At 55.2% G+C, this 22,140-nt stretch carries 20 protein-coding genes and 2 tRNA genes; 13 read left to right on the plus strand and 9 right to left on the minus strand.

The features are described 5' to 3' along the window. The first annotated feature begins 307 nt into the window (after nt 1-307). Together OK409_RS00940 and OK409_RS00945 are read left to right on the plus strand one after the other, a co-directional pair. A tRNA-Ala gene (locus OK409_RS00940) sits at nt 308-383 on the plus strand. Between the two features lie 44 nt (nt 384-427). After that, nucleotides 428-503: transfer RNA gene (locus tag OK409_RS00945), tRNA-Ala, on the plus strand. 326 nt (nt 504-829) lie between these two features. On the opposite strand, the gene OK409_RS00950 is transcribed toward OK409_RS00945, so the two are convergent. Further along, entirely contained in the window at nt 830-2,020 is a 1,191-nt protein-coding gene (locus OK409_RS00950) for a NupC/NupG family nucleoside CNT transporter (RefSeq protein WP_010671371.1), read from the minus strand. 369 nt (nt 2,021-2,389) lie between these two features. On the opposite strand from OK409_RS00950, the gene OK409_RS00955 reads away from it, so the two are divergent. Further along, nucleotides 2,390-3,631: an Nramp family divalent metal transporter gene (locus OK409_RS00955; RefSeq protein WP_010257845.1), complete on the plus strand. Its 1,242-nt coding sequence runs from the start codon at nt 2,390-2,392 to the stop codon at nt 3,629-3,631. A gap of 362 nt (nt 3,632-3,993) precedes the next feature. Here OK409_RS00955 and OK409_RS00960 read toward each other — a convergent pair whose 3' ends face one another. Together OK409_RS00960 and mgrA are read right to left on the minus strand one after the other, a co-directional pair. After that, a complete protein-coding gene (locus OK409_RS00960; RefSeq protein WP_033758570.1) occupies nt 3,994-4,374 on the minus strand; it encodes a DUF2502 domain-containing protein in 381 nt (126 codons plus the stop codon). Between the two features lie 172 nt (nt 4,375-4,546). Next, nucleotides 4,547-5,536 carry an L-glyceraldehyde 3-phosphate reductase gene (mgrA, locus tag OK409_RS00965; protein WP_010257851.1) on the minus strand — a complete coding sequence of 330 codons (990 nt, stop codon included), beginning with the start codon at nt 5,534-5,536 and terminating at the stop codon, nt 4,547-4,549. Nucleotides 5,537-5,755: 219 nt separating this feature from the next. Here mgrA and ipdC point away from each other — a divergent pair, with 219 nt between their 5' ends. Together ipdC and glk are read left to right on the plus strand one after the other, a co-directional pair. After that, the gene (gene ipdC / locus OK409_RS00970; protein WP_264366651.1) at nt 5,756-7,408 is read left to right on the plus strand and encodes an indolepyruvate decarboxylase; all 1,653 of its coding nucleotides are present in this window, start codon (nt 5,756-5,758) and stop codon (nt 7,406-7,408) included. Nucleotides 7,409-7,568: 160 nt separating this feature from the next. Further along, complete coding sequence (gene glk / locus OK409_RS00975) at nt 7,569-8,534, plus strand: glucokinase (protein ID WP_010257856.1); 966 nt, start codon at nt 7,569-7,571, stop codon at nt 8,532-8,534. 155 nt (nt 8,535-8,689) lie between these two features. Here glk and OK409_RS00980 read toward each other — a convergent pair whose 3' ends face one another. Then, nucleotides 8,690-9,418, minus strand: coding sequence for a LytR/AlgR family response regulator transcription factor (locus OK409_RS00980; RefSeq protein WP_003848909.1), 729 nt, complete (start codon nt 9,416-9,418; stop codon nt 8,690-8,692). Then, a complete protein-coding gene (locus OK409_RS00985) occupies nt 9,415-11,085 on the minus strand; it encodes a sensor histidine kinase (protein ID WP_010257859.1) in 1,671 nt (556 codons plus the stop codon). The genes OK409_RS00980 and OK409_RS00985 overlap by 4 nt, the downstream gene beginning before the upstream one ends. A gap of 279 nt (nt 11,086-11,364) precedes the next feature. Here OK409_RS00985 and OK409_RS00990 point away from each other — a divergent pair, with 279 nt between their 5' ends. Both OK409_RS00990 and alaC read left to right on the plus strand, forming a co-directional pair. Next, nucleotides 11,365-11,889: a GNAT family N-acetyltransferase gene (locus OK409_RS00990; RefSeq protein ID WP_010257862.1), complete on the plus strand. Its 525-nt coding sequence runs from the start codon at nt 11,365-11,367 to the stop codon at nt 11,887-11,889. A 117-nt stretch (nt 11,890-12,006) separates the two neighbouring features. Beyond that, nucleotides 12,007-13,239, plus strand: a complete 1,233-nt coding sequence (gene alaC / locus OK409_RS00995; RefSeq protein ID WP_033758563.1) for an alanine transaminase — start codon at nt 12,007-12,009, stop codon at nt 13,237-13,239. Nucleotides 13,240-13,290: 51 nt separating this feature from the next. Here the strand turns inward: alaC and ypdK are convergent, their stop codons facing one another. The 3 genes from ypdK to OK409_RS01010 all read right to left on the minus strand — a co-directional run bounded on the left by ypdK (nt 13,291) and on the right by OK409_RS01010 (nt 16,197). Further along, nucleotides 13,291-13,365: a membrane protein YpdK gene (gene ypdK, locus OK409_RS01000; RefSeq protein ID WP_099257831.1), complete on the minus strand. Its 75-nt coding sequence runs from the start codon at nt 13,363-13,365 to the stop codon at nt 13,291-13,293. 202 nt (nt 13,366-13,567) lie between these two features. After that, nucleotides 13,568-14,596, minus strand: a complete 1,029-nt coding sequence (locus tag OK409_RS01005; protein ID WP_182504392.1) for an HlyD family secretion protein — start codon at nt 14,594-14,596, stop codon at nt 13,568-13,570. Between the two features lie 2 nt (nt 14,597-14,598). Then, a complete protein-coding gene (locus OK409_RS01010) occupies nt 14,599-16,197 on the minus strand; it encodes an MFS transporter (RefSeq protein WP_264366652.1) in 1,599 nt (532 codons plus the stop codon). A gap of 149 nt (nt 16,198-16,346) precedes the next feature. On the opposite strand from OK409_RS01010, the gene OK409_RS01015 reads away from it, so the two are divergent. The 5 genes from OK409_RS01015 to OK409_RS01035 all read left to right on the plus strand — a co-directional run bounded on the left by OK409_RS01015 (nt 16,347) and on the right by OK409_RS01035 (nt 20,352). After that, entirely contained in the window at nt 16,347-17,132 is a 786-nt protein-coding gene (locus OK409_RS01015; RefSeq protein WP_010257875.1) for an IclR family transcriptional regulator, read from the plus strand. A gap of 7 nt (nt 17,133-17,139) precedes the next feature. Continuing rightward, nucleotides 17,140-17,592, plus strand: a complete 453-nt coding sequence (locus OK409_RS01020) for a universal stress protein (RefSeq protein WP_010257878.1) — start codon at nt 17,140-17,142, stop codon at nt 17,590-17,592. Nucleotides 17,593-17,601: 9 nt separating this feature from the next. Beyond that, the gene (locus OK409_RS01025; protein ID WP_245116284.1) at nt 17,602-18,408 is read left to right on the plus strand and encodes a hypothetical protein; all 807 of its coding nucleotides are present in this window, start codon (nt 17,602-17,604) and stop codon (nt 18,406-18,408) included. Nucleotides 18,409-18,682: 274 nt separating this feature from the next. After that, on the plus strand, nt 18,683-18,964 hold the full coding sequence (locus tag OK409_RS01030) for a lipoprotein (protein WP_033758553.1): 282 nt from the start codon (nt 18,683-18,685) through the stop codon (nt 18,962-18,964). Nucleotides 18,965-19,476: 512 nt separating this feature from the next. Then, nucleotides 19,477-20,352 carry an SMP-30/gluconolactonase/LRE family protein gene (locus OK409_RS01035; RefSeq protein ID WP_264366653.1) on the plus strand — a complete coding sequence of 292 codons (876 nt, stop codon included), beginning with the start codon at nt 19,477-19,479 and terminating at the stop codon, nt 20,350-20,352. A 38-nt stretch (nt 20,353-20,390) separates the two neighbouring features. Here the strand turns inward: OK409_RS01035 and OK409_RS01040 are convergent, their stop codons facing one another. Beyond that, a complete protein-coding gene (locus tag OK409_RS01040; protein WP_264366654.1) occupies nt 20,391-21,617 on the minus strand; it encodes an OFA family MFS transporter in 1,227 nt (408 codons plus the stop codon). Nucleotides 21,618-21,902: 285 nt separating this feature from the next. Here OK409_RS01040 and OK409_RS01045 point away from each other — a divergent pair, with 285 nt between their 5' ends. After that, nucleotides 21,903-22,136: a hypothetical protein gene (locus OK409_RS01045; RefSeq protein ID WP_010257893.1), complete on the plus strand. Its 234-nt coding sequence runs from the start codon at nt 21,903-21,905 to the stop codon at nt 22,134-22,136. Nucleotides 22,137-22,140: the final 4 nt, after the last annotated feature.

Below are 22,140 nucleotides of genomic sequence, written 5' to 3' on the forward strand. Positions count from 1 at the left end.
CGTGGTGCGCGGGAGAGGGTCCCGGGTACCACTAAATTAGCGGGCTAAGTTTTGCATGCGAAAAAGCCGAAGACAAGAAAATTCCTATAACATATTTAACCGTGAATTAACCTGACGGCAGACTGAATAACAGTTAAAAAACGGTCCTGTGTGAACAGACACGATTTTCCCCTGCAGCATGCTGCTGAAACTTCGCAGGTTGCCGCCTTTTTCAGCGATCAAACAGAGAATGTCATTTTGCCGTTGACACCCCGGAGGGGGTTTCATATTATGCCGTCCGTCGCTTAACGCGACAGTTTTTCGGTTCGGGGCTATAGCTCAGCTGGGAGAGCGCCTGCATGGCATGCAGGAGGTCAGCGGTTCGATCCCGCTTAGCTCCACCAAACTTCTTCCCAAAAGTTTGGCACTGAAAAACGATTCCAGATGTGGGGGTATAGCTCAGCTGGGAGAGCGCTTGCATGGCATGCAAGAGGTCAGCGGTTCGATCCCGCTTATCTCCACCATTTTCTGACACGCCGTTGTCAAAATCCTTTCTGATTAATCTCTTATTCGCCAGTTTCTGCGGATCCCAACGCTATTGCTTTGCCATACGCGCTGCTGCGCACGCTTAATTGCGTTATCAACCGGCATAACCTGCTATGACATCCGATGCTGTTTGCGGGACGCTGTGCCGCCTGTTGTGCACTATCTGAATGCAGATGTGACATGTGCAATGAAAGAGTTAACGCAGGAAAGTGGAATCAGCGGGAAGCAGAGCAAGGATAGAGCAGAAAGAGAAGGGCGAGACCTGCTCGCCCTTTGATGCTTAGAGTAGTGCGCAGAACCGTGCTTAGAACGCCAGAACCAGACCGGCGATAGCGGCGGAAAGCACGCTCACCAGCGTAGAGCCGTACAGCAGCTTCAGGCCAAAGCGGGAAACCACGTTGCCCTGTTCTTCGTTCAGACCTTTAATCGCACCGGCCACGATGCCGATAGAAGAGAAGTTAGCGAACGAGACCAGGAACACAGAAAGAATACCTTCTGAATGTGGCGACAGCTGACCCGCGATTTTCTGCAGATCCATCATGGCAACAAACTCATTCGACACCAGCTTGGTCGCCATAATACTGCCGACCTGCAACGCTTCGCCAGCAGGCACGCCCATCACCCAGGCAAACGGATAGAAGACAAAGCCGAGAACGCCCTGGAAGGAGATGCCGAAGATCAGATCAAACAGCGCATTCAGACCTGAAATCAGCGCGATAAAACCAATCAGCATGGCGGCAACGATAATCGCGACACGGAAACCGGCCAGGATATACTCGCCCAGCATCTCAAAGAAGCTCTGGCCTTTGTGCAGATCCTGCAACTGCAGATCTTCTTCGTTTTCTACACGATAAGGGTTGATCAGCGACAGCACGATAAAGGTGCTGAACATGTTGAGCACCAGCGCGGCGACTACATACTTCGGCTGCAGCATGGTCATGTAGGCGCCGACAATCGACATCGATACGGTCGACATCGCGGTCGCGGCCATGGTGTACATGCGGCGCTGTGACATTTGGCCCAGGATATCTTTATAGGCGATGAAGTTTTCTGATTGTCCCAGTATCAGAGAACTCACGGCGTTGAAAGATTCCAGTTTTCCCATGCCATTCACTTTCGACAGTACGGTACCAATACCGCGAATCACCCATGGCAGGATACGGAAATGCTGCAGAATACCGATCAGCGCAGAGATAAAGACGATAGGGCACAATACGTTAAGGAAGAAGAAGGCCAGACCTTTGTCGCTCATGTTGCCAAAGACGAAGTTAGTACCCTCAGCGGCATACTTCAGCAGATGGTCAAAGAAGCCCGCGAATCCTTTGACGAAACCGAGTCCCGCTTCTGAGTTCAGGAAGAACCAGGCGAGCACAATTTCAATCACCAGTAGCTGTATAATGTAGCGAATGCGAATGCTTTTACGATCGTGACTAACCAGCAAGGCGAGTATCCCGACCACCACCAGTGCTAAAAGAAATTGCAAAATATGGGACATGGTTGCTCCAAATTTGAGGAGGGTTGTATTTTGTTGCGTATTCTATGTAACGCGTTACTTAAAAACGAGATCTGAACCACAATATAAGTATTCGCTATCGTTATATTTTCCAGAAAAGTTCCAGAGATCACGTCCTGTTTACAAATACTTCACTTCAGATAACCACATAATTATTGTCTGAATTTTACACCGGGCGTAAAGTGACACTATTGCTCACATTTTTAGCAATCACATCCTTTACTGTAATGTATAGCAATGGCTATACTTTATAGCAGCATCTATTACACCGATAACAATAAACGAATTTCACTTGCACCTGCTAACCCTTAAGCTGCCGGGGCAGGCAAATGTTCAGACAGGGTACCGGATATGTTTGAAAGTCGTACCGCCGAGCGCGCCGCTCGCGGAGTCAGAAAAGTCAAACTCGCACTACTGGGGCCCGCTTTTATCGCCGCTATCGGCTATATCGATCCGGGCAACTTTGCGACCAACATTCAGGCGGGCGCTGCTTACGGCTACAAATTGCTGTGGGTGGTGGTATGGGCGAACATCATGGCCATGCTGATTCAGCTGATGTCAGCCAAGCTGGGTATCGCTACCGGCAAAAACCTCGCTGAACACATCCGCGATCGTTTTCCCCGGCCTGCCGTCTGGTTTTACTGGGTGCAGGCGGAAATTATCGCCATGGCCACTGACCTGGCGGAATTTATCGGTGCCGCGCTGGGGTTCAAACTGCTGCTCGGCATTTCTTTGATGCAGGGCGCGGTGCTGACAGGCATCGCCACGTTCCTGATATTGATGTTACAGAGCCGTGGGCAAAAGCCGCTGGAGCTGGTGATTGGCGGACTTCTGCTGTTTGTGGCGGCGGCCTATATCGTCGAACTCTTCTTCTCTCAGCCCAGTGTCAAAGAGCTGGTGATCGGTATGGCGCTGCCCGCGTTACCAACGTCGGATGCCGTATTCCTGGCGGCGGGTGTGCTGGGTGCGACCATTATGCCGCACGTGATTTACCTGCACTCCGCGCTGACGCAGGGCAAAAGTGAGGACAGCAAAGGTCAGCGGTACTCCTCAACTAAACTGGATGTGGCGATTGCCATGACCATCGCCGGATTTGTTAACCTGGCGATGATGGCGACCGCCGCAGCGGCGTTTCACTTCAGCGGGCACAGTAAAATCGCTGAACTCGATCAGGCCTATCTGACGCTGCAACCGCTGTTAGGTCAGGCAGCGGCGACGGTGTTTGGTCTGAGCCTGGTGGCCGCCGGATTATCTTCAACGGTGGTCGGTACGCTGGCGGGGCAGGTGGTGATGCAGGGCTTTATCCACTTCCATATTCCCCTGTGGGTGCGCCGAACCGTCACCATGCTGCCCTCTTTTATTGTCATCTGGGCCGGCTGGGACCCGACAAGGGTTCTGGTAATGAGTCAGGTGCTGCTGAGTTTTGGTATTGCGCTGGCGTTGATTCCGCTGCTCTCCTTTACCGGCAACCGCGAGCTGATGGGCGATGATATGGTTAACTCGCGTCTGATGCAGAATACCGGGCGACTGATCGTGCTGCTGGTGATTACGCTGAATCTTTACCTGCTGGTGGGTGAAGCGCTGGGGCTGTAGCGGTTATGGTAAACAAGAAAACGCCCGGCTATGCCGGGCATTTTCTTGTTGGCAACGTCTGGCCAGGTTCGCAGTGATACCGCGCCAGCGCAGGAAACACGGTCAGATCGGAAAGACGCAAAATCCGTCATCCATGACATGCTCGGCCCGCGCGATTACGCACCTCATCCTTGAGGTGCGCCCGTAGCCGGGCCAACGCGTTGCGTTGTTCAAAAACGCTCCCGGCGTTTTTGTCCATGGCGCGGGACGCTTTCCTCTTCTGACCGTGTTCCCTGCGCGTTGAGTTTATGCGTTGCGGCCAGAATCACACTGATTGAAGTCTTTGTGTTGTCTGAAACGCCCGGTTCTGCCGGGCGTTTTTATTAATGGCGATCGTGTCCGCGATGGTCAGGACCACGACGGTCATGATGATCCCAGCCACGATCACGATCGCGGCGATACTGATGTTCCCAGCGACGCTCACGGTCGCGCTCATGCCAGCGGCGTTCGCGCTCCCACTGCTGCTGACGACGCCACTCTTCGTGTCGCCACCAGCGGCGTTCGTTGTAAGAATAGCGGTCGTTCCACCAGCGCGGTTCACGCCAGCGACCACCATCCCAGTAATAGCCTCGGCGATCGCGATCGCCAAGATTCAGGGTGACGCCGGGGGCCAGAGTAATAGAGGCACTGGAGGCCTGGGCTGTGTGGTGTGCCAGCGGCGACAACAGGGCCAGCAGGGCAGCAAAAATAAGGGCTCTTTTCATTTTCTTCTCCTCATCAACAGTCTGACGCTGTTGCGGCGCAGCGATTATGCCTGCGTATTGCTGTTGTTACCGCATCATTGTGTCGGAGGATTGTGAGGAAATTGGGGAGAGAAAGGGGTTTGAGACTATTCTGGCGCAGAAAACGCCCGGCCTCAGCCGGGCGCTAAAACCGTTACAGCAGCGCCGCGTCAATCGCAGCTAACTCGCTGTCGCTGAACTGACGGCGAGCGAGCATCGCCACCGCGTCATCGATCTGGGCTGTTTTGCTGGCTCCGATCAGTACTGAAGTCACACGCTCATCGCGCAGCACCCACGCCAGCGCCATCTGCGCCAGCTTCTGTTCGCGCTGCTGCGCAATAGCATTAAGCTTGCGGACTTTCTCCATCTTCTCATCCGTCAGCTGGTTCTCATTCAGGAACTTGCTGCCGCTGGCCGCGCGCGAATCTTCCGGAATGCCCTGCAGATAGCGATCGGTGAGCACGCCGCCTGCCAGCGGAGAGAAGGCGATACAGCCGACGCCCGCATCGCCCAGCGTCTGAATCAATCCCTGCTCAGGTGTGCGTTCAAACATCGAATAGCGCGGCTGGTGAATCAGACAAGGGGTGCCGAGATCGCGCAGGATAGCTATCGCTTCGGCGGCGAGATCGGCCGGATAGTTAGAAAGGGCAGCGTAAAGCGCTTTGCCCTGGCGCACCACATGATCCAGCGCGCGCATCGTCTCTTCCAGCGGGGTTTCCGGATCGGGACGGTGATGATAGAAAATATCCACATACTCCAGCCCCATTCGCTTCAGGCTCTGATCCAGACTGGCGACCAGATATTTACGCGAACCCCAATCCCCATAAGGCCCCTGCCACATGGTATAGCCCGCTTTTGTGGAGATGATCAGCTCATCACGATGGGCACGAAAATCTTCCCGCAGAATACGCCCGAAGTTCTCTTCAGCTGAGCCAGGGGGTGGACCGTAATTGTTGGCTAAGTCGAAGTGCGTGATGCCAAGGTCAAACGCATGACGCAGCAGCTCACGGCTGTTATCGACCCGGGTACTGTCACCAAAGTTATGCCACAGCCCCAGCGAAATGGCGGGCAGTTTAATGCCGCTGCGGCCGCTGCGGCGATATTCCATCTGTTGATAGCGATCGGGATGAGGGAAAAGGGACATTCAGCGCTCCTGGGTAAAAACGGGGATATGTGCCAAAAGTCTATCAGTGTATACGGTTACACTCAGTGACAGCGCGCTACAATTCGCATTTTTACAGAATATTCCGCCAGCGTAACGTCGCCTTTCCAGCCATTGCGGCTGGCTAAAATAGCGGCACGCCTCGCTAATTTCATCCTCTGTCAGATACTTAACCCGACTCTTCCCTGAAAGGAATGCGCAATGTCAACTTTTACTGTTGGAGATTACCTGCTGACCCGTCTGCAGGAGATTGGTGTAAAGCATCTGTTTGGCGTGCCGGGCGACTATAACCTGCAATTTCTTGACCACGTCATCGCCCATCCGGCCATCAGCTGGGTAGGCTGCGCTAATGAGCTTAACGCAGCCTATGCGGCAGACGGTTATGCACGCTGCAACGGCGCAGGAGCGCTATTGACCACGTTTGGTGTGGGCGAGCTCAGCGCGATTAATGGCATTGCAGGCAGTTATGCCGAGTATCTGCCGGTGATCCATATCGTTGGCGCGCCTGCGACGCAGGCCCAGTTGCAGGGGGATTGTGTTCATCATTCGCTGGGCGATGGCGATTTCCAGCATTTTATTCGCATGGCCGCAGAAGTCAGTGCGGCAACGGCACAGCTTACCGCCGACAACGCCACGGCTGAGATTGATCGGGTGATCGTCTGTGCGCTGCAGGCCCGCCGTCCCGGCTATTTATCGCTGGCCGTCGACGTGGCGGCCATGGAGGTGCAGCCACCCGCGCAGCCCCTGAACAGTCATCAATCCTCTTCGCCCGCAGCGCGTCGCGCTTTCAGCGACGGGGCGGAACGTTTGCTGGCACCGGCGCAGCGGGTTTCACTGCTGGCCGATTTTCTTGCGCTGCGCTGGCAGCAGCAGTCCGCACTGGCCGCGCTGCGTGAACAGTGTGCGATTCCCTGTGCCAGCCTGCTGATGGGCAAGGGGGTTCTGGATGAACAGCAGCCGGGTTACGTCGGTACCTATGCCGGTGAGGCCAGCGCAGGTCAGGTGTGCGAACAGATTGAGCAGGTGGATGTGGCGATCTGCGTCGGGGTGCGATTTACCGACACCATTACTGCAGGCTTCACGCAGCAGTTTAACCCTGAGCGACTGATTGATCTGCAGCCCTCCAGCGCCAGCGTGGGCGGTGAACGTTTTGCGCCACTGTCGATGGCGGATGCGCTGAGCGAACTGCTGCCGCTGTTTGAACGCTATGGCCAGCAGTGGCAACCCGGTGCCACGCCGCCCGCCGCGCAATCTGCAGAACCGGCGGCAGTGATCAGCCAGCAGGCGTTCTGGCAGGCGATGCAGGCATTCCTGCAACCCGGTGACCTTATTCTGGCCGAGCAGGGGACAGCTGCCTTTGGGGCCGCCGCGTTAAGATTGCCCTCGCAGGCGCAGCTGGTGGTTCAGCCATTATGGGGATCAATCGGCTATACTCTTCCGGCAGCGTTTGGCGCGCAGACTGCCGATCCTGATCGCCGGGTTATCCTGATCATCGGAGACGGTTCGGCGCAGCTGACAATTCAGGAACTGGGTTCGATGCTGCGTGACCAGCAGCGACTGATACTCTTTTTGCTGAATAATGAAGGCTATACCGTTGAACGGGCGATTCATGGCGCAACACAACGTTACAATGATATTGCCCAATGGAACTGGACGGCCTTACCGCACGCCCTTAGCCTGCAGGGCCAGGCGCAGAGCTGGCGTATCAGTGAAACGGTGCAGTTAGAGGAAGTGATGGCGCGACTCTCAGAGCCGAAGTGGCTCTCTCTGGTTGAAGTCGTCATGCAGAAAGAGGATTTGCCGCCACTGCTACGAAAAGTCACCGCCTGCCTGAATCAACGCAACGGCGGCTAAGATTCAGATAGTTGCCGCTGTGCAGGGTGAACTATCGCGGTTAGGCTGTAGCACACCTGAGTAAGACGCTCACCAATCGCACCGGTGAGCGTTGTTGTTTTATGGGCAGAATTTTATAGTGTCCTCCAACTCTTAAGACCCCAAGCGGAGCAACAGAAGAATGACAACCTATGCCTTGGTCGGCGATGTCGGCGGTACTAACGCACGCCTCGCCCTGTGTGAGGTGGAAAGCGGCAGCATCACCCAGGCCAAAACATTCTCAACATCAGAATACGACAGCCTCGAAGCCGTCATCCGCCACTATCTTGATGAACAACAGCAGGACGTTAAAGATGGCTGTATTGCCATTGCCTGCCCGATTACCGATGACTGGGTTGAAATGACCAACCATGACTGGGCGTTTTCCACGCGCAAGCTCAAAGAGAACATCGGTTTTGAACACCTGGAAATCATTAACGACTTCACTGCGGTATCTATGGCGATCCCGATGCTGACCGCCGAAAACGTGATTCAGTTTGGCGGTACAGAGCCAGTCAAAGATAAACCTATCGCGATTTATGGTGCCGGCACCGGATTAGGCGTCAGCCATCTGGTGCATGTGGACAAGCGCTGGGTCAGCCTGCCAGGTGAGGGCGGTCATGTCGACTTCGCTGCCAACAGCGAAGAAGAAGATCAGATCCTGGAAGTGCTGCGCGAAGAACTGGGCCATGTTTCAGCGGAACGTGTGCTGTCAGGTGCCGGTCTGGTTAACCTCTATCGTGCGATTGTTAAAGTGGATAATCGCGTGCCGGAAAACCTGAAGCCGAAAGATGTCAGCCAGCGTGCGCTGGATGACAGCTGCACCGACTGCCGTCGCGCGCTGTCAATGTTCTGCGTCATCATGGGCCGTTTCGGCGGCAACCTGGCGCTGAATCTCGGCACCTTTGGTGGTGTCTATATTGCCGGCGGCATCGTGCCACGCTTCCTGGAGTTCTTTAAGTCGTCGGGTTTCCGTGCGGCGTTTGAAGATAAAGGCCGCTTCCGCGACTATGTTGCCAGTATCCCGGTTTATATGATTACGCACGACCAGCCTGGCCTGCTGGGCGCGGGCGCGCATCTGCGCCAGACGCTGGGTCGCGAAATCTGATTCTGCTTTACCTCGCGCGCACTGCCATTCTGCGCGCGAGCGATTTTCCCGATCTGCCTGCTTCAGCGGGGCAGGATCGGGAAAACCCCCCGGATTTTTTGCTGCTCTCCTGCTTCGCCACCCCCCTTTCTGAACAGGTCTTTAACCCTCCTGCGCTACAGGCGCATCAGCTGTCGAAACTGCTTCACCTTACTGCGGCTGACCGGCACCTGAAACTCCAGATCGCGCAGCTTCAGCAGATATGTATTGTTAAACCACGGCTCGATTTCACGAATCTTGCTGAGGCTGACGCAGTAAGAGCGGTGGCAGCGGAAAAATTGCTGCTCCGGCAGGCGTGAACAGAACTCGGTAATATTCATCGACATCACGTAGGATTCGCGCCGGGTATAAACAAAGGTCAGCTTCTCATGCGCCTCAACGTAGTAAATATCATTCACGTCAGTGACGATAATGCGCTCATCTTTGATCAGGTTGACCGTCTGCGGCGCGGGCGTGGCGCTGAGATGGCTGACCGCCTGCTGCGCCTGCGCTGTGGCTTCGAGCTTGTTCAGCATGGTAACAATCCGCGACTCCTGATAGGGCTTGAGAATGTAGTCAAACGCCTCCAGCTCAAACGCTTCCACCGCATGTTCTTTCCACGCGGTAATAAAGACAATCAGTGGCTTGTGGGCAAACTGATGGATATTCTGTGCCAGCAGCATGCCATCCAGTGAGGGGATGTTGATATCGAGGAAAATCACATCAACCCGATGCTGTTGCAGGTACTTCAGCACGTCCAGACCATCGTCAAAACAGGCTTCGATCTCGATTTTGCTGTGATGCTGAATCATCCAGCTCAGCTCCTGCTGCGCCAGGAATTCATCTTCCACAATAATGGCTTTCATAACAGATTCTCCGCCAGGCGCTGGCCATTCTTACTCAGCGTAAAGGAAATCTCGGTGCCCGGCTGATGCCGCACGATATTCAATCCCTGACCCGACAAAAGTTTTACCCGATGATGCACATTAAGCAGGCCGATTTTATTACCGGGCATTTCGTTACGCGCCACCCGTGCTATCACTTCGTCACTGATGCCCTGACCGGTGTCCCGCACCGAGATCCGTACCTGATCGCCCAGATCACGGACGCTCAGCGTCACCACGCCTTTGCCTTTACAGGGCTGGATGCCATGGACAATGGCATTCTCCACCAGAGGCTGGATCAGCAGACTCGGCAGCAGAAAATGGAGATCCTCATCGACGTCATAGATCATCGTCAGCTTATCGCCAAACCGGGCCTGCTCGATGGCGATGTAATCTTTCACCTGCCACAGCTCTTTACGGATGTCGATTAGCTCATCGTCGTTCAGTTCCAGGTTGTAGCGCAGATAGCGTGACAGGTTTATCACCAGCTGACGGGCGGTATCGGGATTGAGCCGGATAGAAGAGGAGATAGCATTCAGGGCGTTGAACAGGAAATGAGGATTTATTTTACTTTGCAGCGCACGCAGTTCCGCTTTATTAGCCATCTCGCGCAACTGCTCGGCACGCGACACTTCAAGCTGGGTTGAGATGATTTGTGACAGGCCGATCGCCATCTCCTTCAGCGAGCCGGTAATACGGTGTGCGCGGCGATAGTAGATTTTCAGCGTGCCGGTGACTTTGCCTTTCTCCCACAGCGGGATCACAATCATGGAGTGAATATCTTTGGTTCGATGCGCTTCATCGTTGTTCTTAATGATAATTTTACCGCTGGCGATCGACTGCGCCGTGGTGGGACTGATGCCATCATCCCCATGTTTATAGTTGTGTTCGCCATAGCCGACGTAGGCCAGAATCTGTTTTTTATCGGTCATCGCCACTGCATCGGCTTTGATCTCCCGTCGGATAATGTCACAGATGTTGCGCAGCGAGTCGCTGTTCACCTGACGAAACAGCGGCAGAGTTTTATTGGCGATCTCCAGCGCCAGCTTGGCCTGGCGGGCGGCAATCGCCTCTTTTTCCCCCTCGACGCTCTGCACCAGCAGTACAATGATGCCGATACTGGAGGCACCGAGGATCATCGGCAGAGCAATTTCTGACACAATCGCCAGCCCGAGTGAGGTGGGGCGCGCCCACACAACAATCAACAACATCGTCAGGGCTTCACAGAGCATGCCGCCGACGATACCGGCACGCCAGCGGTGCTCTTTCAGTACCCGGCGATTAATACCGCCCGCGACGATACCGGCAATGATGCTGGTAATCAGGCAGGGCACGGAGGTCACGCCGTGAATATCGATCAGAAAACGGTGCAGACCGGCGATAACCCCGGTGGCGATCCCGACCCAGGGGCCAAACAGAATGCCACCCGCCATCACGGCGATGACCCGCACATTCAGCAGTGAACCATCGACATCGACACCCGACCAGGTACTGAACAGCGCAAACAGGGAAAAGATGGCAGTAACGGCTACTTTCTCCGCACGGGTGTGTTCATCTTTTTGCAGCAGCTGACGAAACGGGCGGGTGCGTGTCAGGAAGAACAGGCAGATCAGCATCAGGGCGGCGCGGTCAAATACTGCCAGTAACATCGTGAAGTGGGAGGACACAGGCGACTCGTCGGCAATGGAAAGTGCCTCTATGATAAAAAATGTGATCGCGAACCGCTAGCGTCCCGATCAATCACGGCGGGAGTTAGTGTTTCAGATCAATTTTTACGGCATATCTGCAAAAAGAGGAAAGGTTGAGTGCATTAAAGGGGAACAGTTTTTTCGCCCTGCAGAGGCTGGTCGCTAAGGTGGTGTTTTGCTATGTTGCGCGATGAGGTGCGCCAGTGACCGCTGGAAAACCGCGCCCATCGGGAGCAGCAGATGCAACTTGTCACCGCCAGATTAACCCTGAGTAAATTACAGCCAGAAGACTGGCAACTGTTTCGTGCCGTCCATGAAGATCGCAACACCATGACCTGGGTGAGCGAAGTCCCCGATGAAGCGGATATCCGCCAGCGCTTCACCGAGCGTCTGGCACCCTGGCAGGCGAGCAGTTTTCATATGCTCTGCCTGGTTGCGCGACGTCGTGACAACGGTGAGCCGATTGGCCTGTTTGGCTGCAGCCCCGAATGGGAGCCATACCGTCAGGCGGAGGTGGGCTATATGCTGCTGCATCGCCACTGTGGTCAGGGATATGGCAGCGAAGCCCTGGCGGCGCTGTGTCAGTTTTTGCTTGAAGCCGATTTCCACAAACTCAAAGCGATGGTGATTGAAGGGAACTGGGCGTCACGCCGTATTCTGGAGAAAAACGGCTTTCAGCTGGAGGGCACGCTACGGGATAATTATCTGCTGAACGGCTGCTGGGTGAACGATTGGCTGCTGGGGCGGCTGAATCCGCAAAAATAAAAATATTTTCCGCCACCCTCGACAAAATGATCCTCGCCACGTTATGTTCGTAACGGGTCACCACAGTGACCCGCGTCGCTCGGACGGTCCGGGCGCTTACGTAATCCAGAGGACATCATGGCTGATAACAGCACACCCCGTCGTTTCTCGCGTATCGAACGCTTACCCCCTTACGTTTTTAATATCACCGCTGAACTGAAGATGGCTGCGCGTCGGCGCGGCGAAGATATCATCGACTTTTCGATGGGCAACCCGGATGGTCCGACTCCGCCGCACATCGTCGAAAAGTTATGCCAGGTGGCGCAGCGTGACGATACCCACGGTTATTCCACTTCTCGCGGTATTCCGCGCCTGCGCCGGGCGATCTCGCGCTGGTACGCCGATCGCTATCAGGTTGAGATCGATCCTGAATCAGAGGCTATTGTCACCATCGGTTCCAAAGAAGGCCTGGCGCACCTGATGCTGGCGACGCTGGATCACGGTGATACCGTGCTGGTGCCCAATCCCAGCTATCCGATCCATATCTACGGTGCGGTGATTGCCGGGGCGCAGGTACGCTCGGTGCCGCTGGTGGCGGGTGTCGACTTCTTCAATGAGCTGGAACGCGCCATTCGCGAGAGCTATCCCAAGCCAAAAATGATGATCCTCGGCTTCCCGTCCAACCCCACCGCACAGTGTGTGGAGCTCGACTTTTTCGAACGGGTGATTGCGCTGGCGAAGCAGTACAACGTGCTGGTGATCCACGATCTGGCCTATGCCGACATCGTCTACGATGGCTGGAAAGCGCCATCGATTATGCAGGTGCCGGGCGCGCGTGATGTCGCCGTCGAATTCTTTACCCTGTCAAAAAGCTACAACATGGCGGGCTGGCGTATCGGTTTCATGGTGGGCAACAAAGAGCTGGTCGCCGCGCTGGCGCGAATCAAAAGTTATCATGACTACGGCACCTTTACGCCACTGCAGGTGGCGGCGATTGCGGCGCTGGAAGGGGATCAACAGTGCGTGCGCGACATCGCAGAGCAGTACAAACGCCGCCGTGATGTGCTGGTCAAAGGATTGCATGAAGCGGGCTGGATGGTGGATAACCCGAAAGCCTCAATGTACGTCTGGGCAAAAATACCGGACCATTACGCACATCTTGGGTCGCTGGAGTTCGCTAAGCAACTGCTGCAGGAGGCGAAAGTCTGTGTCTCGCCCGGTATTGGGTTTGGCGACTATGGCGACACGCACGTGCGTTTTGCGCTGATAGAGAACAGCGATCGTATTCGTCAGGCGGTACGGGGAATTAAAGCGATGTTTCGTGCCGATGGCATATTGCCAGGCAGCATAAAAATGGAAGAAGAACGCTGACAGCCAGCAGGGGCGACTCAAGGGTCGCCCCGTGGCGGCACTGTCACGCCATTACTTCAGCAGCAGAACAAAGGTTCCGAACCAAAGTAACGCGAAAAAAGATATTCCCATCAAGGCATATTTCACAAAGCAACTCCTCTGAGCGGTTACGATGATGGCGATCCCAAACCAGTGCAACGCGAACAGATGTGGAAAAGAGATCGCCATTTACAGTCATGGTCTGCTCTCTTCCGGGTTGATCTGAATAACTCAGAACAGGATCGAGCGCTAATTTACGCGTAATCCTCCCCAAATGAAATAGGTCCGTTCTGAGATATTGCTCACAATTTTACGGCACTTCGATTTCAGGGATCGCCGACATGCCTACACGTAACTGAGCCAGATGCTGTTGGTCGCCATCCAGCACAATTTTCACCGGCAGACGTTGAACGACTTTAGTGTAGTTGCCGGTGGCGTTATCGGGAGAGATCGCCGAAAAAGTTGCGCCAGTGGCCGGTGCGATGCTGTCCACATGACCGGTAAAGGTCTCGCCCGGCAGGGCGTCCACCCGAATCCGCACCCGCTGGCCGGGACGCACATCGCTTAACTGCGTCTCAAGATAGTTAGCGGTAATGTAGGTTTGCTGCAGTGGCACCACCGCCAGCAGACGGGTGCCGGCTGATACGTACGCGCCGGTCCGCACCGAGCGCTGACCTACCATGCCGTCAACGGGCGCAGTAATGCGCGTGTAGGAGAGATTCAGCCTGGCCTGATCGACGCTGGCCTTCGCCGCTGCAACATCCGCTTCCGCAGAACGCACCGCCGCCTGTAACACCCCCACCTGTTTTACTGCTGACGCCAGCGCGGCCTGACTCTGATGCACGGCTGCCAGCGCCGAGCGCTGGTTTGAGCTGGCTTTCTGCTGATCGTCGGCTGCCACGGTACCGCTTTTATAGAGGCGGTTATAACGATCGGCGCTCTGACCGGCATACTGCGCAGAGGCTTCACTGGCCGCCACGCTGGCTTTCTGTTGATCAATCACCGACTGCTGCTGCTCCAGCTGTGCCTGACTGCTCAGCAGTTTCGCCTGGCTCACCTGCAGGTCAGCCTCCGCACTCTCAAGCGCCACACGATAGTCACGATCGTCCAGCGTCGCCAGCAGCTGACCCGCTTTGACCTGCTGATTATCCTGCACCTGCACGTGGCTGATGTAGCCCGAGACTTTCGGTGCCACCAGGGTGTAGTCCGCATTGACGTAAGCGTCGTTGGTGCGGTGATCATTGCCGGTCATCAGTGACCAGATCACAAAAGCGATGGTCAGTAACACCAGCAGCAACAGACTCAGCAGCAGGGTTCTTTTCATTTCGAAAGCACGCATATTCAGTTATTCCGGGAAGGGTTTTGAATCAAAGTTTGAGGCGGCCACACCCGTTTTGGCAGGATGACGGTAAGCAATAACAGGCAGGCGGCAAAGCCGGTCAGCATCAGCCAGCTGTCGCTCAGACCAAGGATCGTGGCCTGATGCCTGACCAGGGAAGCGAATCCGCTGAGATTATCGGCGGCGCTGATGCTGCCATCCGGCAACAGCGGCAAGCTGCTGCTGGCCTGACTGGCCGTCGGCGCTGTCATCAGCCAGCTGCGACTGGCCGCCTGATTAATCAGCACACTGGAGTGAAACTGCTCACGATGCGAAAGGAAAACCTCAACCAGCGTAGAGGCAGCGATGCTGGAAAAGCCGCGCACCGTATTAAACATTGCCGAGGCAAACGGGCCTTCTGGCGGGGCCACAACGCTGGTGGCGCTCATCAGTATCGGCAAAATGATCATCGGTTGTCCGAACGCCTGCAGGATCTGCAGCAGCCAGAAATTCTGTCTTGCCCAGTCACTGGTGATCTGTGTGCCCAGCAGACAGGAGGTCACCAGCAAGCCGACGCCCGCCGTCAGCATCCAGCGGCAGTCGATCCAGCGGATATTCAGCAGGGCTGCAATCAGCGGTGCGATCAGCAGTTGCGGCAGACCCACCGCCAGCGCCAGCGGGGCAAACTCAAGGGTGCGAAAGCCGCTGACCTGAGCAAAATAGGCCGAAGGCAGCGCGGAGCCAGAAAGCCCAAGGATGAGCACGCAGGCCAGGCCCAGCAAGCCATGCGCCAGATTTGGCCGTCGGAGCATCTGCAATTTAAACAGCGGCAGCGGGTGAAACCACTCATTAATCAGGAAAACCAGCAGCAGCGGCAGCGCGGTGAGCAACATACCGGTAATCAGTGGCGAGTTCAGCCAGTCGAGGCGCTCACCCTGGGTCAGCACCAGAATCAGCAGCGCAACACCACTGCAGCCGGTCACCATGCCGAACAGATCGATCTGCTGAAAGCGTTCCGGTCGCAGCGGATCCTGGGGCAATCCCCATCCTGTCAGCAGCATAGCGATCAGCATCAACGGCACGACCTGCCAGAACACCATCATCCAGCTGACGTGGTCGGTCCACAACGAGGCCAGCGAGGCCGCCATGTTGGGGCCAAACGTCGCAGTCAGGGCATAGCCCGCCAGGCCAAAAAGTTTAAAGGGCGGCGGCAGAAAGCGCAGGGCGACCGTCATCAGCATTGGCGGTAAGGCGCCGCCAAACAGGCCCTGCAATACGCGCAGGCTGATAAATAGCGTCGGATCCCGCACCAGCGGCAGCAGAATGCCAGTCAGCATAAATCCCGCCGACACGCCTAACGTAAAACGCCGCAGCGACAGGGTGACGGCAAACCAGGGCGCAATCATCATGGCGGCCACTTCTGCCGCCTGATAGCCAGAGATAATCCAGCTACCCTGATCGTAACTGATGCCGATCGCGGCACGGATATCGGCCAGCGCGATATCACTGACGCGATCGTTCAGCCCGGAGGTCAGGGCGGCGATGAGCACGCCGACTAATCCGAGTGCCAGTCGCAGTGTAAAAGGGTGAGGGGCCGGCGCGGCGGCAGGCTTAGCGTTCATTGCAGGCGATCTCGTTATTATGATGCAGTGTACTGCGATGTGATACAGGTCGTAATATTACATCCCGGTATACTGTATTGCAATGTGGTACAGGCTGTAAAAAGTGCGGCATTCGCGCTACAGTAAGGCAGCTCAAACAGGACGACGCTATGGCACATCAACCCTCCAGCCGCGAGGATGAAAAAACGGGCGGTATACAGGTCATCGCCCGTGCGGCAAAAATTCTTAATGCGCTTGGCGAACAGCCCGGCGGCATGAGCCTCGGTGAGATCGCTCAGGCGGTCGAACTGCCGCGCTCAACGGTGCAGCGTATTGTTGCCGCGCTCGACAGCGCAGAGCTGGTGCGCAGCAGCGGGGCGGGCGGACTGCGTCTGGGGCCGGCGCTGTTAAAACTGATCTCCAGCGTACATACCGATGTGGTTGATCTGGTCAGTCCGCTGCTGGAAAAACTCTCTTCCGACACCAATGAAACCGTCTCGCTGGCGCGCGCCAGCGGCAGTCAGCTGGCGATTATTCACCACGTGGTGGCGTCGCGTGAGCTTCGGGTGGTTCCGCATATGGGACTCAATCTGCCGCTCTACAGCACCTCCGGTGGACGGGCGTTGCTGGCGCTGGAGTGTGAAAAAGATGTACGGACGATCGTTGGCGACGCCTGGCAGGAGTTAACCGATATGACGGTGAAAACGCTGCCTCAGTTGCTGCAACTTATCAGGGAAGTGCGCGAAACCGGTATCGCCGTGGATCGCGGTGAAACGCTGGAAGGTATCTCTACCATGGCGTTTGCGCTGGATACGCTGTTTGGTCGCTTTTCTGTCTCTTTGCTGGTGCCCTCTGCACGTTTTCTGCGACACGAAGCCCGTTTTCGTGACGAAATGCTGAAGTGTAAAGAGGCACTGGTGCGTGAAATCGGCAAAGTCGCCGCGATAGAAGGATAAGCATTCGATGAAAACCCTGCTGATGGCCATTGATCACTCTCCGGTAGCGGAAAAAGTGGTCGCCTTAACCATTGAAGAAGCGCTGGCGCATCGCGCCGAGGTGGTCGTGCTGTGCTGCGTTGATCCCGCTTACTCTTCCTGTAATCAGCCAATGGAAATCGATGCGGGTGAAGATCCGGCCGATTTTGTGGCCGCGCAGGATGAGCAGAATACGGCAGAAATGGTGGTGCGCCATGCACTGGCTCCGTTACTGCGCGCGGGCATTAATGCGCGGGGCATGATTCTGGCGGGTGACGCGGCAGATACTATCGTTGCCCAGTCGCAACAGCTTAAGGCCAGCATGATTATCATGGGACGTCGCCATCTCTCCTCTTTGAATCGGCTGTTAAAAGGCTCAGTCAGCGCATCGGTTATTGAGCGCGCTCACTGTCCTGTGCTGATCGATGTGCGTAAGGATTAATCCCGCCGCATGAATGCTCTGCTTTTTATTACGCTGGCCGCGTTTGCGCTGCTGGCGCTGATTGTTATTGTGCTGATCAAAACCACCCGGCTGCGTTTGTGGCAGGGGCTGATCATCTTTCTGCTGCCCCTGATACTGGCGAATCTGCTCTGGTTCAGCTGGGTTGCGCCGCATCAGTTGCAGGCCAGTCAGCGTGAGCAGGCGGTAAATCAACTGGCAAAGATGCCCGGTTATCGGGTGCTGCAGACTCAGGAACCGGCGTTATGGCTGTTGCTGACCCAGGAGCTGACCCGGCGCATCCGTGCGGGGGAGCCATCTGAGAAGGCGACGGGCGAGCTACGTGGCTGGCTGATTGAGGTGATTAATCAGCGTCTGATGCGCGGAACTGACGCGGCGGTGGTCAACTATATCAGCGTCTCAGTTGAAGAGATGCGGGCGCTGAACCAAATCGATCCGGGCCTCTGCTTCCGTTATCTCTATCCGCAGGTGAGTGGTGGCATCAATCTGCTGACCACGCTGCCGCCGTCGCTGAATCGCAAAGAGGCGGACGCCATGGAGCAGCTGCTGCTGAACAGTCCATTGCCCGATCAGCCACTGGATAAGGCGCTGGCGCAGGATGATCTGCAAAAAATTGTCGCCCGGCTCTATCAGCAGTGGGGGGATAAGCTGCAGCAGCTGAATATGCCTGCCGACACGGCGGTTGATCGCTCATCGCTGTGTGCCATGTCGATTGATCTCTACAGCGCGATTCTGGCATTACCTGACAAGCGCGCCGCTAACCTGTTACGTAGAATGATTGCATTAACTGGCCAGTAAGCGGCAGCGGAGCAGCGGAATGGCGGGCGAAAAAAAGCCCGCTAAGCGCGGGCAGGGAAGAGAGGAACAGATTTTTATTTTTGGCATTTCCTGGTGTGGTGCAGTCTTCGTTTTGTCTGAATGCATCTTGTCACGCCGTGCATGATAGTGATAGCCGTTTAATCGTATTACATTAATCGGTAAAAGCTTCTCAAGTTTTGAACTTTCGCGCATTAATCCTATGGATGCGCGGCATGCTGCGTCATAAACTGCGCGGCAACGTGAGGATAACTTAATGAAAAAACTAATAACCGGCGCACTGGCGCTGATTTTGCTGAGTGGATGTACTGCCAGCAAACCCGGGGCATTTGAACGTGTAGATGAAGATCCAGGCTCAAATACCGTGCAGTACCGTTTTGACCCGGTAAAGGTCAATCGTGATGCAATGAATATTGATCTGGCGAATTACTGCAGTAATAAAGGCTTTGATAAAGTCGAGGCGTTACCTGCGCAGGAGAGTCATATTCCGGGACTGCAGAAAGCGTGGTTCCAGTGTAATTATGCTGTGAAAAGCTAAATAAAACGGGCGGGATAATTATCCCGCCCTTAAAGTTTAATGCTTTTATTTTATGCTGTGTGACATCTTTGCCCGTTAGCGGCGATGGTGACCGCCATGATACCCACCGTGATAACCTCCATAGTAGCCTCCATGATATCCGCCGCCACCCCCGCGGTGCCAGCCATTGTCGTGTCTGGGGCTGATGATACAACCACTTAATAAGGTCATCAGCGCAACCACCGAAGCGACTTTAATTAATCTCTTCATCGGAAGCTTCTCCTCTTTTCCAATGACTATGACACTACGCTGGAAAAGTGGAGTGAAGATGCAGGCTTTGTAGAGTTATTTAAGAAGATATGACGGAATATTTCAGAGTGCTGCGTTTTGCAGCGGAGAATAATAAAGAAATAAGAATGAACTGAATAGTAAATACTATCAAAGAGAATAGTCTCAAAATCAAGCGAAAATAATTCTCATTTGAAAGTTTTTACAACTACATTATTAGCATATCAGTTCAATGGGAGAGAAACATGGCGCATGACGTTAAAAATATTCTGGCTTTACAGGCTGAACTGGGCGAATGCCCGCTCTGGTCAGTGGAAGAACAGGTGCTGTACTGTGTCGATATTCTGGCACCCGCCATTCACCGTTTTGATCCGGTCAGCGGTGAACTGCAAACCTTCCCGCAGGCGGAAGAGGTGGGATGCATCGGTCTGCGTGAGCAGGGCGGTCTGATAGCTGCATTGCGTGGCGGTGTCTGGCTGCTGGATGCGCAGGGCAAGCCAGAGAAAAAGATCGCAGAGAATCCCGGTGTGGCTGCGCAGAGCCGATTTAATGATGGCCGTGTCGATCCCTGGGGGAATTTCTGGTGCGGCAGCCTGTGGGAACCGCAGGACAAAAATGGCGGGCTGCTGTGCCGTGTGACGCCTGACCTGAAGCTGGAGGTCAAAGCGCGCGACATTAAAATTTCCAACGGGCTGGCCTTCTCTCCCGACCGGCGCTGGATGTATCACAGTGACACGCCGAATGAAGCGCTCTATCGCTATCCATTAAACGCGCAGGGCGAACCGGGCGAACGCACCCTGTTCCGCCGTTTCGACGCGAAAGGGGGATTGCCGGATGGTGCCGCAGTGGATAGCGAAGGATTTTACTGGTCCGCACAGTTTGATGGCGGTCGCGTAGTACGCATCGATCCCCGGAGCAGCGAAATCGTCGATGAGATCCTGCTTCCGGTGAAGTGGCCAACCATGGTGGCCTTTGGTGGCGCCGATCTTAAAACGCTGTTTATTACCAGTTCACGGGAAGATCGCACCGAAGAGGAGTTGGCGCGCTATCCGCAGTCAGGCGATATCTTTGCGGTGGACGTCTCTGTGGCGGGCGTGGCAGAGCCGCGATTCCGCGGCTAAACGTGAACGGGCCGCTCTGGCGCGGCCCGTCGTGATGGTTAATGACGTTGCAATACAGGTGCTGCTGTAACAGAACTCTGTGGTAAGCGGATGGTGAGTGACAGGAACAGGGAGATGACCAGCAGCGTCATAATCAGACTGAAGGTGACGGTGAACCCGTCAAACAGCGAGGCGACCAGTGAGCCCAGCACGCTACCGATACCAAATCCGAGATAGAGCAGACCATAGTTTTTTGTCAGGTTGTTGAGGCCGAAAAAGTCACTGACCAGCGACGGGAATACCGTAATGGTACCGCCAAAGCTGAAGGCTACACAGGCGAGTGACAGGAAGAAGGTGATCTCATTCATCCGGGTAAACAGCAGCACGCTCATCCCGATCAGCGACACGATTTGCGCCAGTGAAATAACCCGGATGCGCATCATTTTGTCAGACAGTATACCCAGCACCAGGCGGCCACTCAGGTTGGCAATCGCAATCACAGTTACCGCACTGGCAGCGGTCTGCGTAGTCAGATGCACCAGCCCTTCGCCGATATCTTTAGCAACGCCTATCACATAGAGACCGCTCATGCAGGCTGTCAGGAACATCAGCGCCAGCATCCAGTACTGCGGCAGACGCACCGACTGTGCCAGCGTGTAATCTCGCGCATGTTGCTGACCATTCGTGCTGCTCCCGGTATCCTGAAGGGGGGCATCACGCATCAGCAGTGCACCGAGGATAATCATCGACATCGCGAGCACGCCCCAGATCATAAAGGTCTGCTCCAGACCCACCGTTGCCAGCAGCGCCCCGCAGATAAATTTGAATCCCAGACTGCCAAGACCGTAAGCGCCAATCGCACAGGCAGAGATCATCCCTTTGCGCTCCGGAAACCACTTCACGCAGTTTGAGAGCGTCATCAGGTAACCTGCGCCATCCGCCAGACCCACCAGCAGTCCGGCGCTGAAATAGAGCATCATCAGATTATTAGCATGCGCGGTAAGCCAGAAACCCAGCGCCATCAGCACACCCGCCCCGATAGTGACGCGGCGTACGCCAAAACGTTCCTGTAATTTACCGGCCAGCGAGGAGGCAATAGCCAGCCCCAGGCTCAGCAGACCAAACGAAAAAGCGACCTGACTGACCGTCGCATCCAGCTTCTGGGACAGCTGGCCGTTGAACAAACTCCATGTGTAGACTGACCCCAGCGCGAACTGAGTGATTACCGTTCCGAACAATGTAAGCCAGCGAGCACGCTGGTAAGAAGCCTGTTGAGTCTGGTTCATAATTTTTCTCTCCCGTCCGGGAATCCGGAAACTGCGGTCAGAATAAAGCAGTGATTCGCGCGCGTGAGCAGTAAAGGCATGAACGGAACGGATTGGGGAATGAAATGCCATTCAGGCGGTATGAATGGCATCGGGAGAGATTAGCGACGTCGCGTCAAAAGTAAGCAAAACGGCAGCTTAATGATTAAGCGTAATTAGCCGTAAGATAATGTTTCATTAAGATGATTCTGTGAGCAGGTTTACAGATTATTTGCCAGGCTAACAGTTCACTTATCAGGAGGAAATATGAAAGACCGGACATATGAATCCAGCACCAGTGAGGATGAAGTTTGCTGCATTATCGGTCAGGCGGTGATTGAACTCAGTACAGAACAGCAGCCTGTGACCAAATCGACGCTGGCATTAAAACTGCTGTCGATGGCCGATCGTGATAGTGACGATGAGCGTGTTCTGCTCTACTGGATTGCGCGTAAAGCGATCAATAAACCACAGAAACTCCTTCAGCAGCAGTGGGCATAACGCC

The sequence above is a fragment of the Pantoea sp. RG18 genome, from assembly GCF_025910075.1.
GTDB lineage: Bacteria > Pseudomonadota > Gammaproteobacteria > Enterobacterales > Enterobacteriaceae > Pantoea > Pantoea agglomerans.

Bases quoted from the DNA above. Each gene is read 5' to 3' on its own strand.
- OK409_RS00950 (WP_010671371.1), bottom strand. From the start codon at position 2,020: ATGTCCCATATTTTGCAATTTCTTTTAGCACTGGTGGTGGTCGGGATA.
- OK409_RS00955 (WP_010257845.1), top strand. From the start codon at position 2,390: ATGTTTGAAAGTCGTACCGCCGAGCGCGCCGCTCGCGGAGTCAGAAAA.
- OK409_RS00960 (WP_033758570.1), bottom strand. From the start codon at position 4,374: ATGAAAAGAGCCCTTATTTTTGCTGCCCTGCTGGCCCTGTTGTCGCCG.
- mgrA (WP_010257851.1), bottom strand. From the start codon at position 5,536: ATGTCCCTTTTCCCTCATCCCGATCGCTATCAACAGATGGAATATCGC.
- ipdC (WP_264366651.1), top strand. From the start codon at position 5,756: ATGTCAACTTTTACTGTTGGAGATTACCTGCTGACCCGTCTGCAGGAG.
- glk (WP_010257856.1), top strand. From the start codon at position 7,569: ATGACAACCTATGCCTTGGTCGGCGATGTCGGCGGTACTAACGCACGC.
- OK409_RS00980 (WP_003848909.1), bottom strand. From the start codon at position 9,418: ATGAAAGCCATTATTGTGGAAGATGAATTCCTGGCGCAGCAGGAGCTG.
- OK409_RS00985 (WP_010257859.1), bottom strand. From the start codon at position 11,085: ATGTTACTGGCAGTATTTGACCGCGCCGCCCTGATGCTGATCTGCCTG.
- OK409_RS00990 (WP_010257862.1), top strand. From the start codon at position 11,365: ATGCAACTTGTCACCGCCAGATTAACCCTGAGTAAATTACAGCCAGAA.
- alaC (WP_033758563.1), top strand. From the start codon at position 12,007: ATGGCTGATAACAGCACACCCCGTCGTTTCTCGCGTATCGAACGCTTA.
- OK409_RS01005 (WP_182504392.1), bottom strand. From the start codon at position 14,596: ATGCGTGCTTTCGAAATGAAAAGAACCCTGCTGCTGAGTCTGTTGCTG.
- OK409_RS01010 (WP_264366652.1), bottom strand. From the start codon at position 16,197: ATGAACGCTAAGCCTGCCGCCGCGCCGGCCCCTCACCCTTTTACACTG.
- OK409_RS01015 (WP_010257875.1), top strand. From the start codon at position 16,347: ATGGCACATCAACCCTCCAGCCGCGAGGATGAAAAAACGGGCGGTATA.
- OK409_RS01020 (WP_010257878.1), top strand. From the start codon at position 17,140: ATGAAAACCCTGCTGATGGCCATTGATCACTCTCCGGTAGCGGAAAAA.
- OK409_RS01025 (WP_245116284.1), top strand. From the start codon at position 17,602: ATGAATGCTCTGCTTTTTATTACGCTGGCCGCGTTTGCGCTGCTGGCG.
- OK409_RS01030 (WP_033758553.1), top strand. From the start codon at position 18,683: ATGAAAAAACTAATAACCGGCGCACTGGCGCTGATTTTGCTGAGTGGA.
- OK409_RS01035 (WP_264366653.1), top strand. From the start codon at position 19,477: ATGGCGCATGACGTTAAAAATATTCTGGCTTTACAGGCTGAACTGGGC.
- OK409_RS01040 (WP_264366654.1), bottom strand. From the start codon at position 21,617: ATGAACCAGACTCAACAGGCTTCTTACCAGCGTGCTCGCTGGCTTACA.
- OK409_RS01045 (WP_010257893.1), top strand. From the start codon at position 21,903: ATGAAAGACCGGACATATGAATCCAGCACCAGTGAGGATGAAGTTTGC.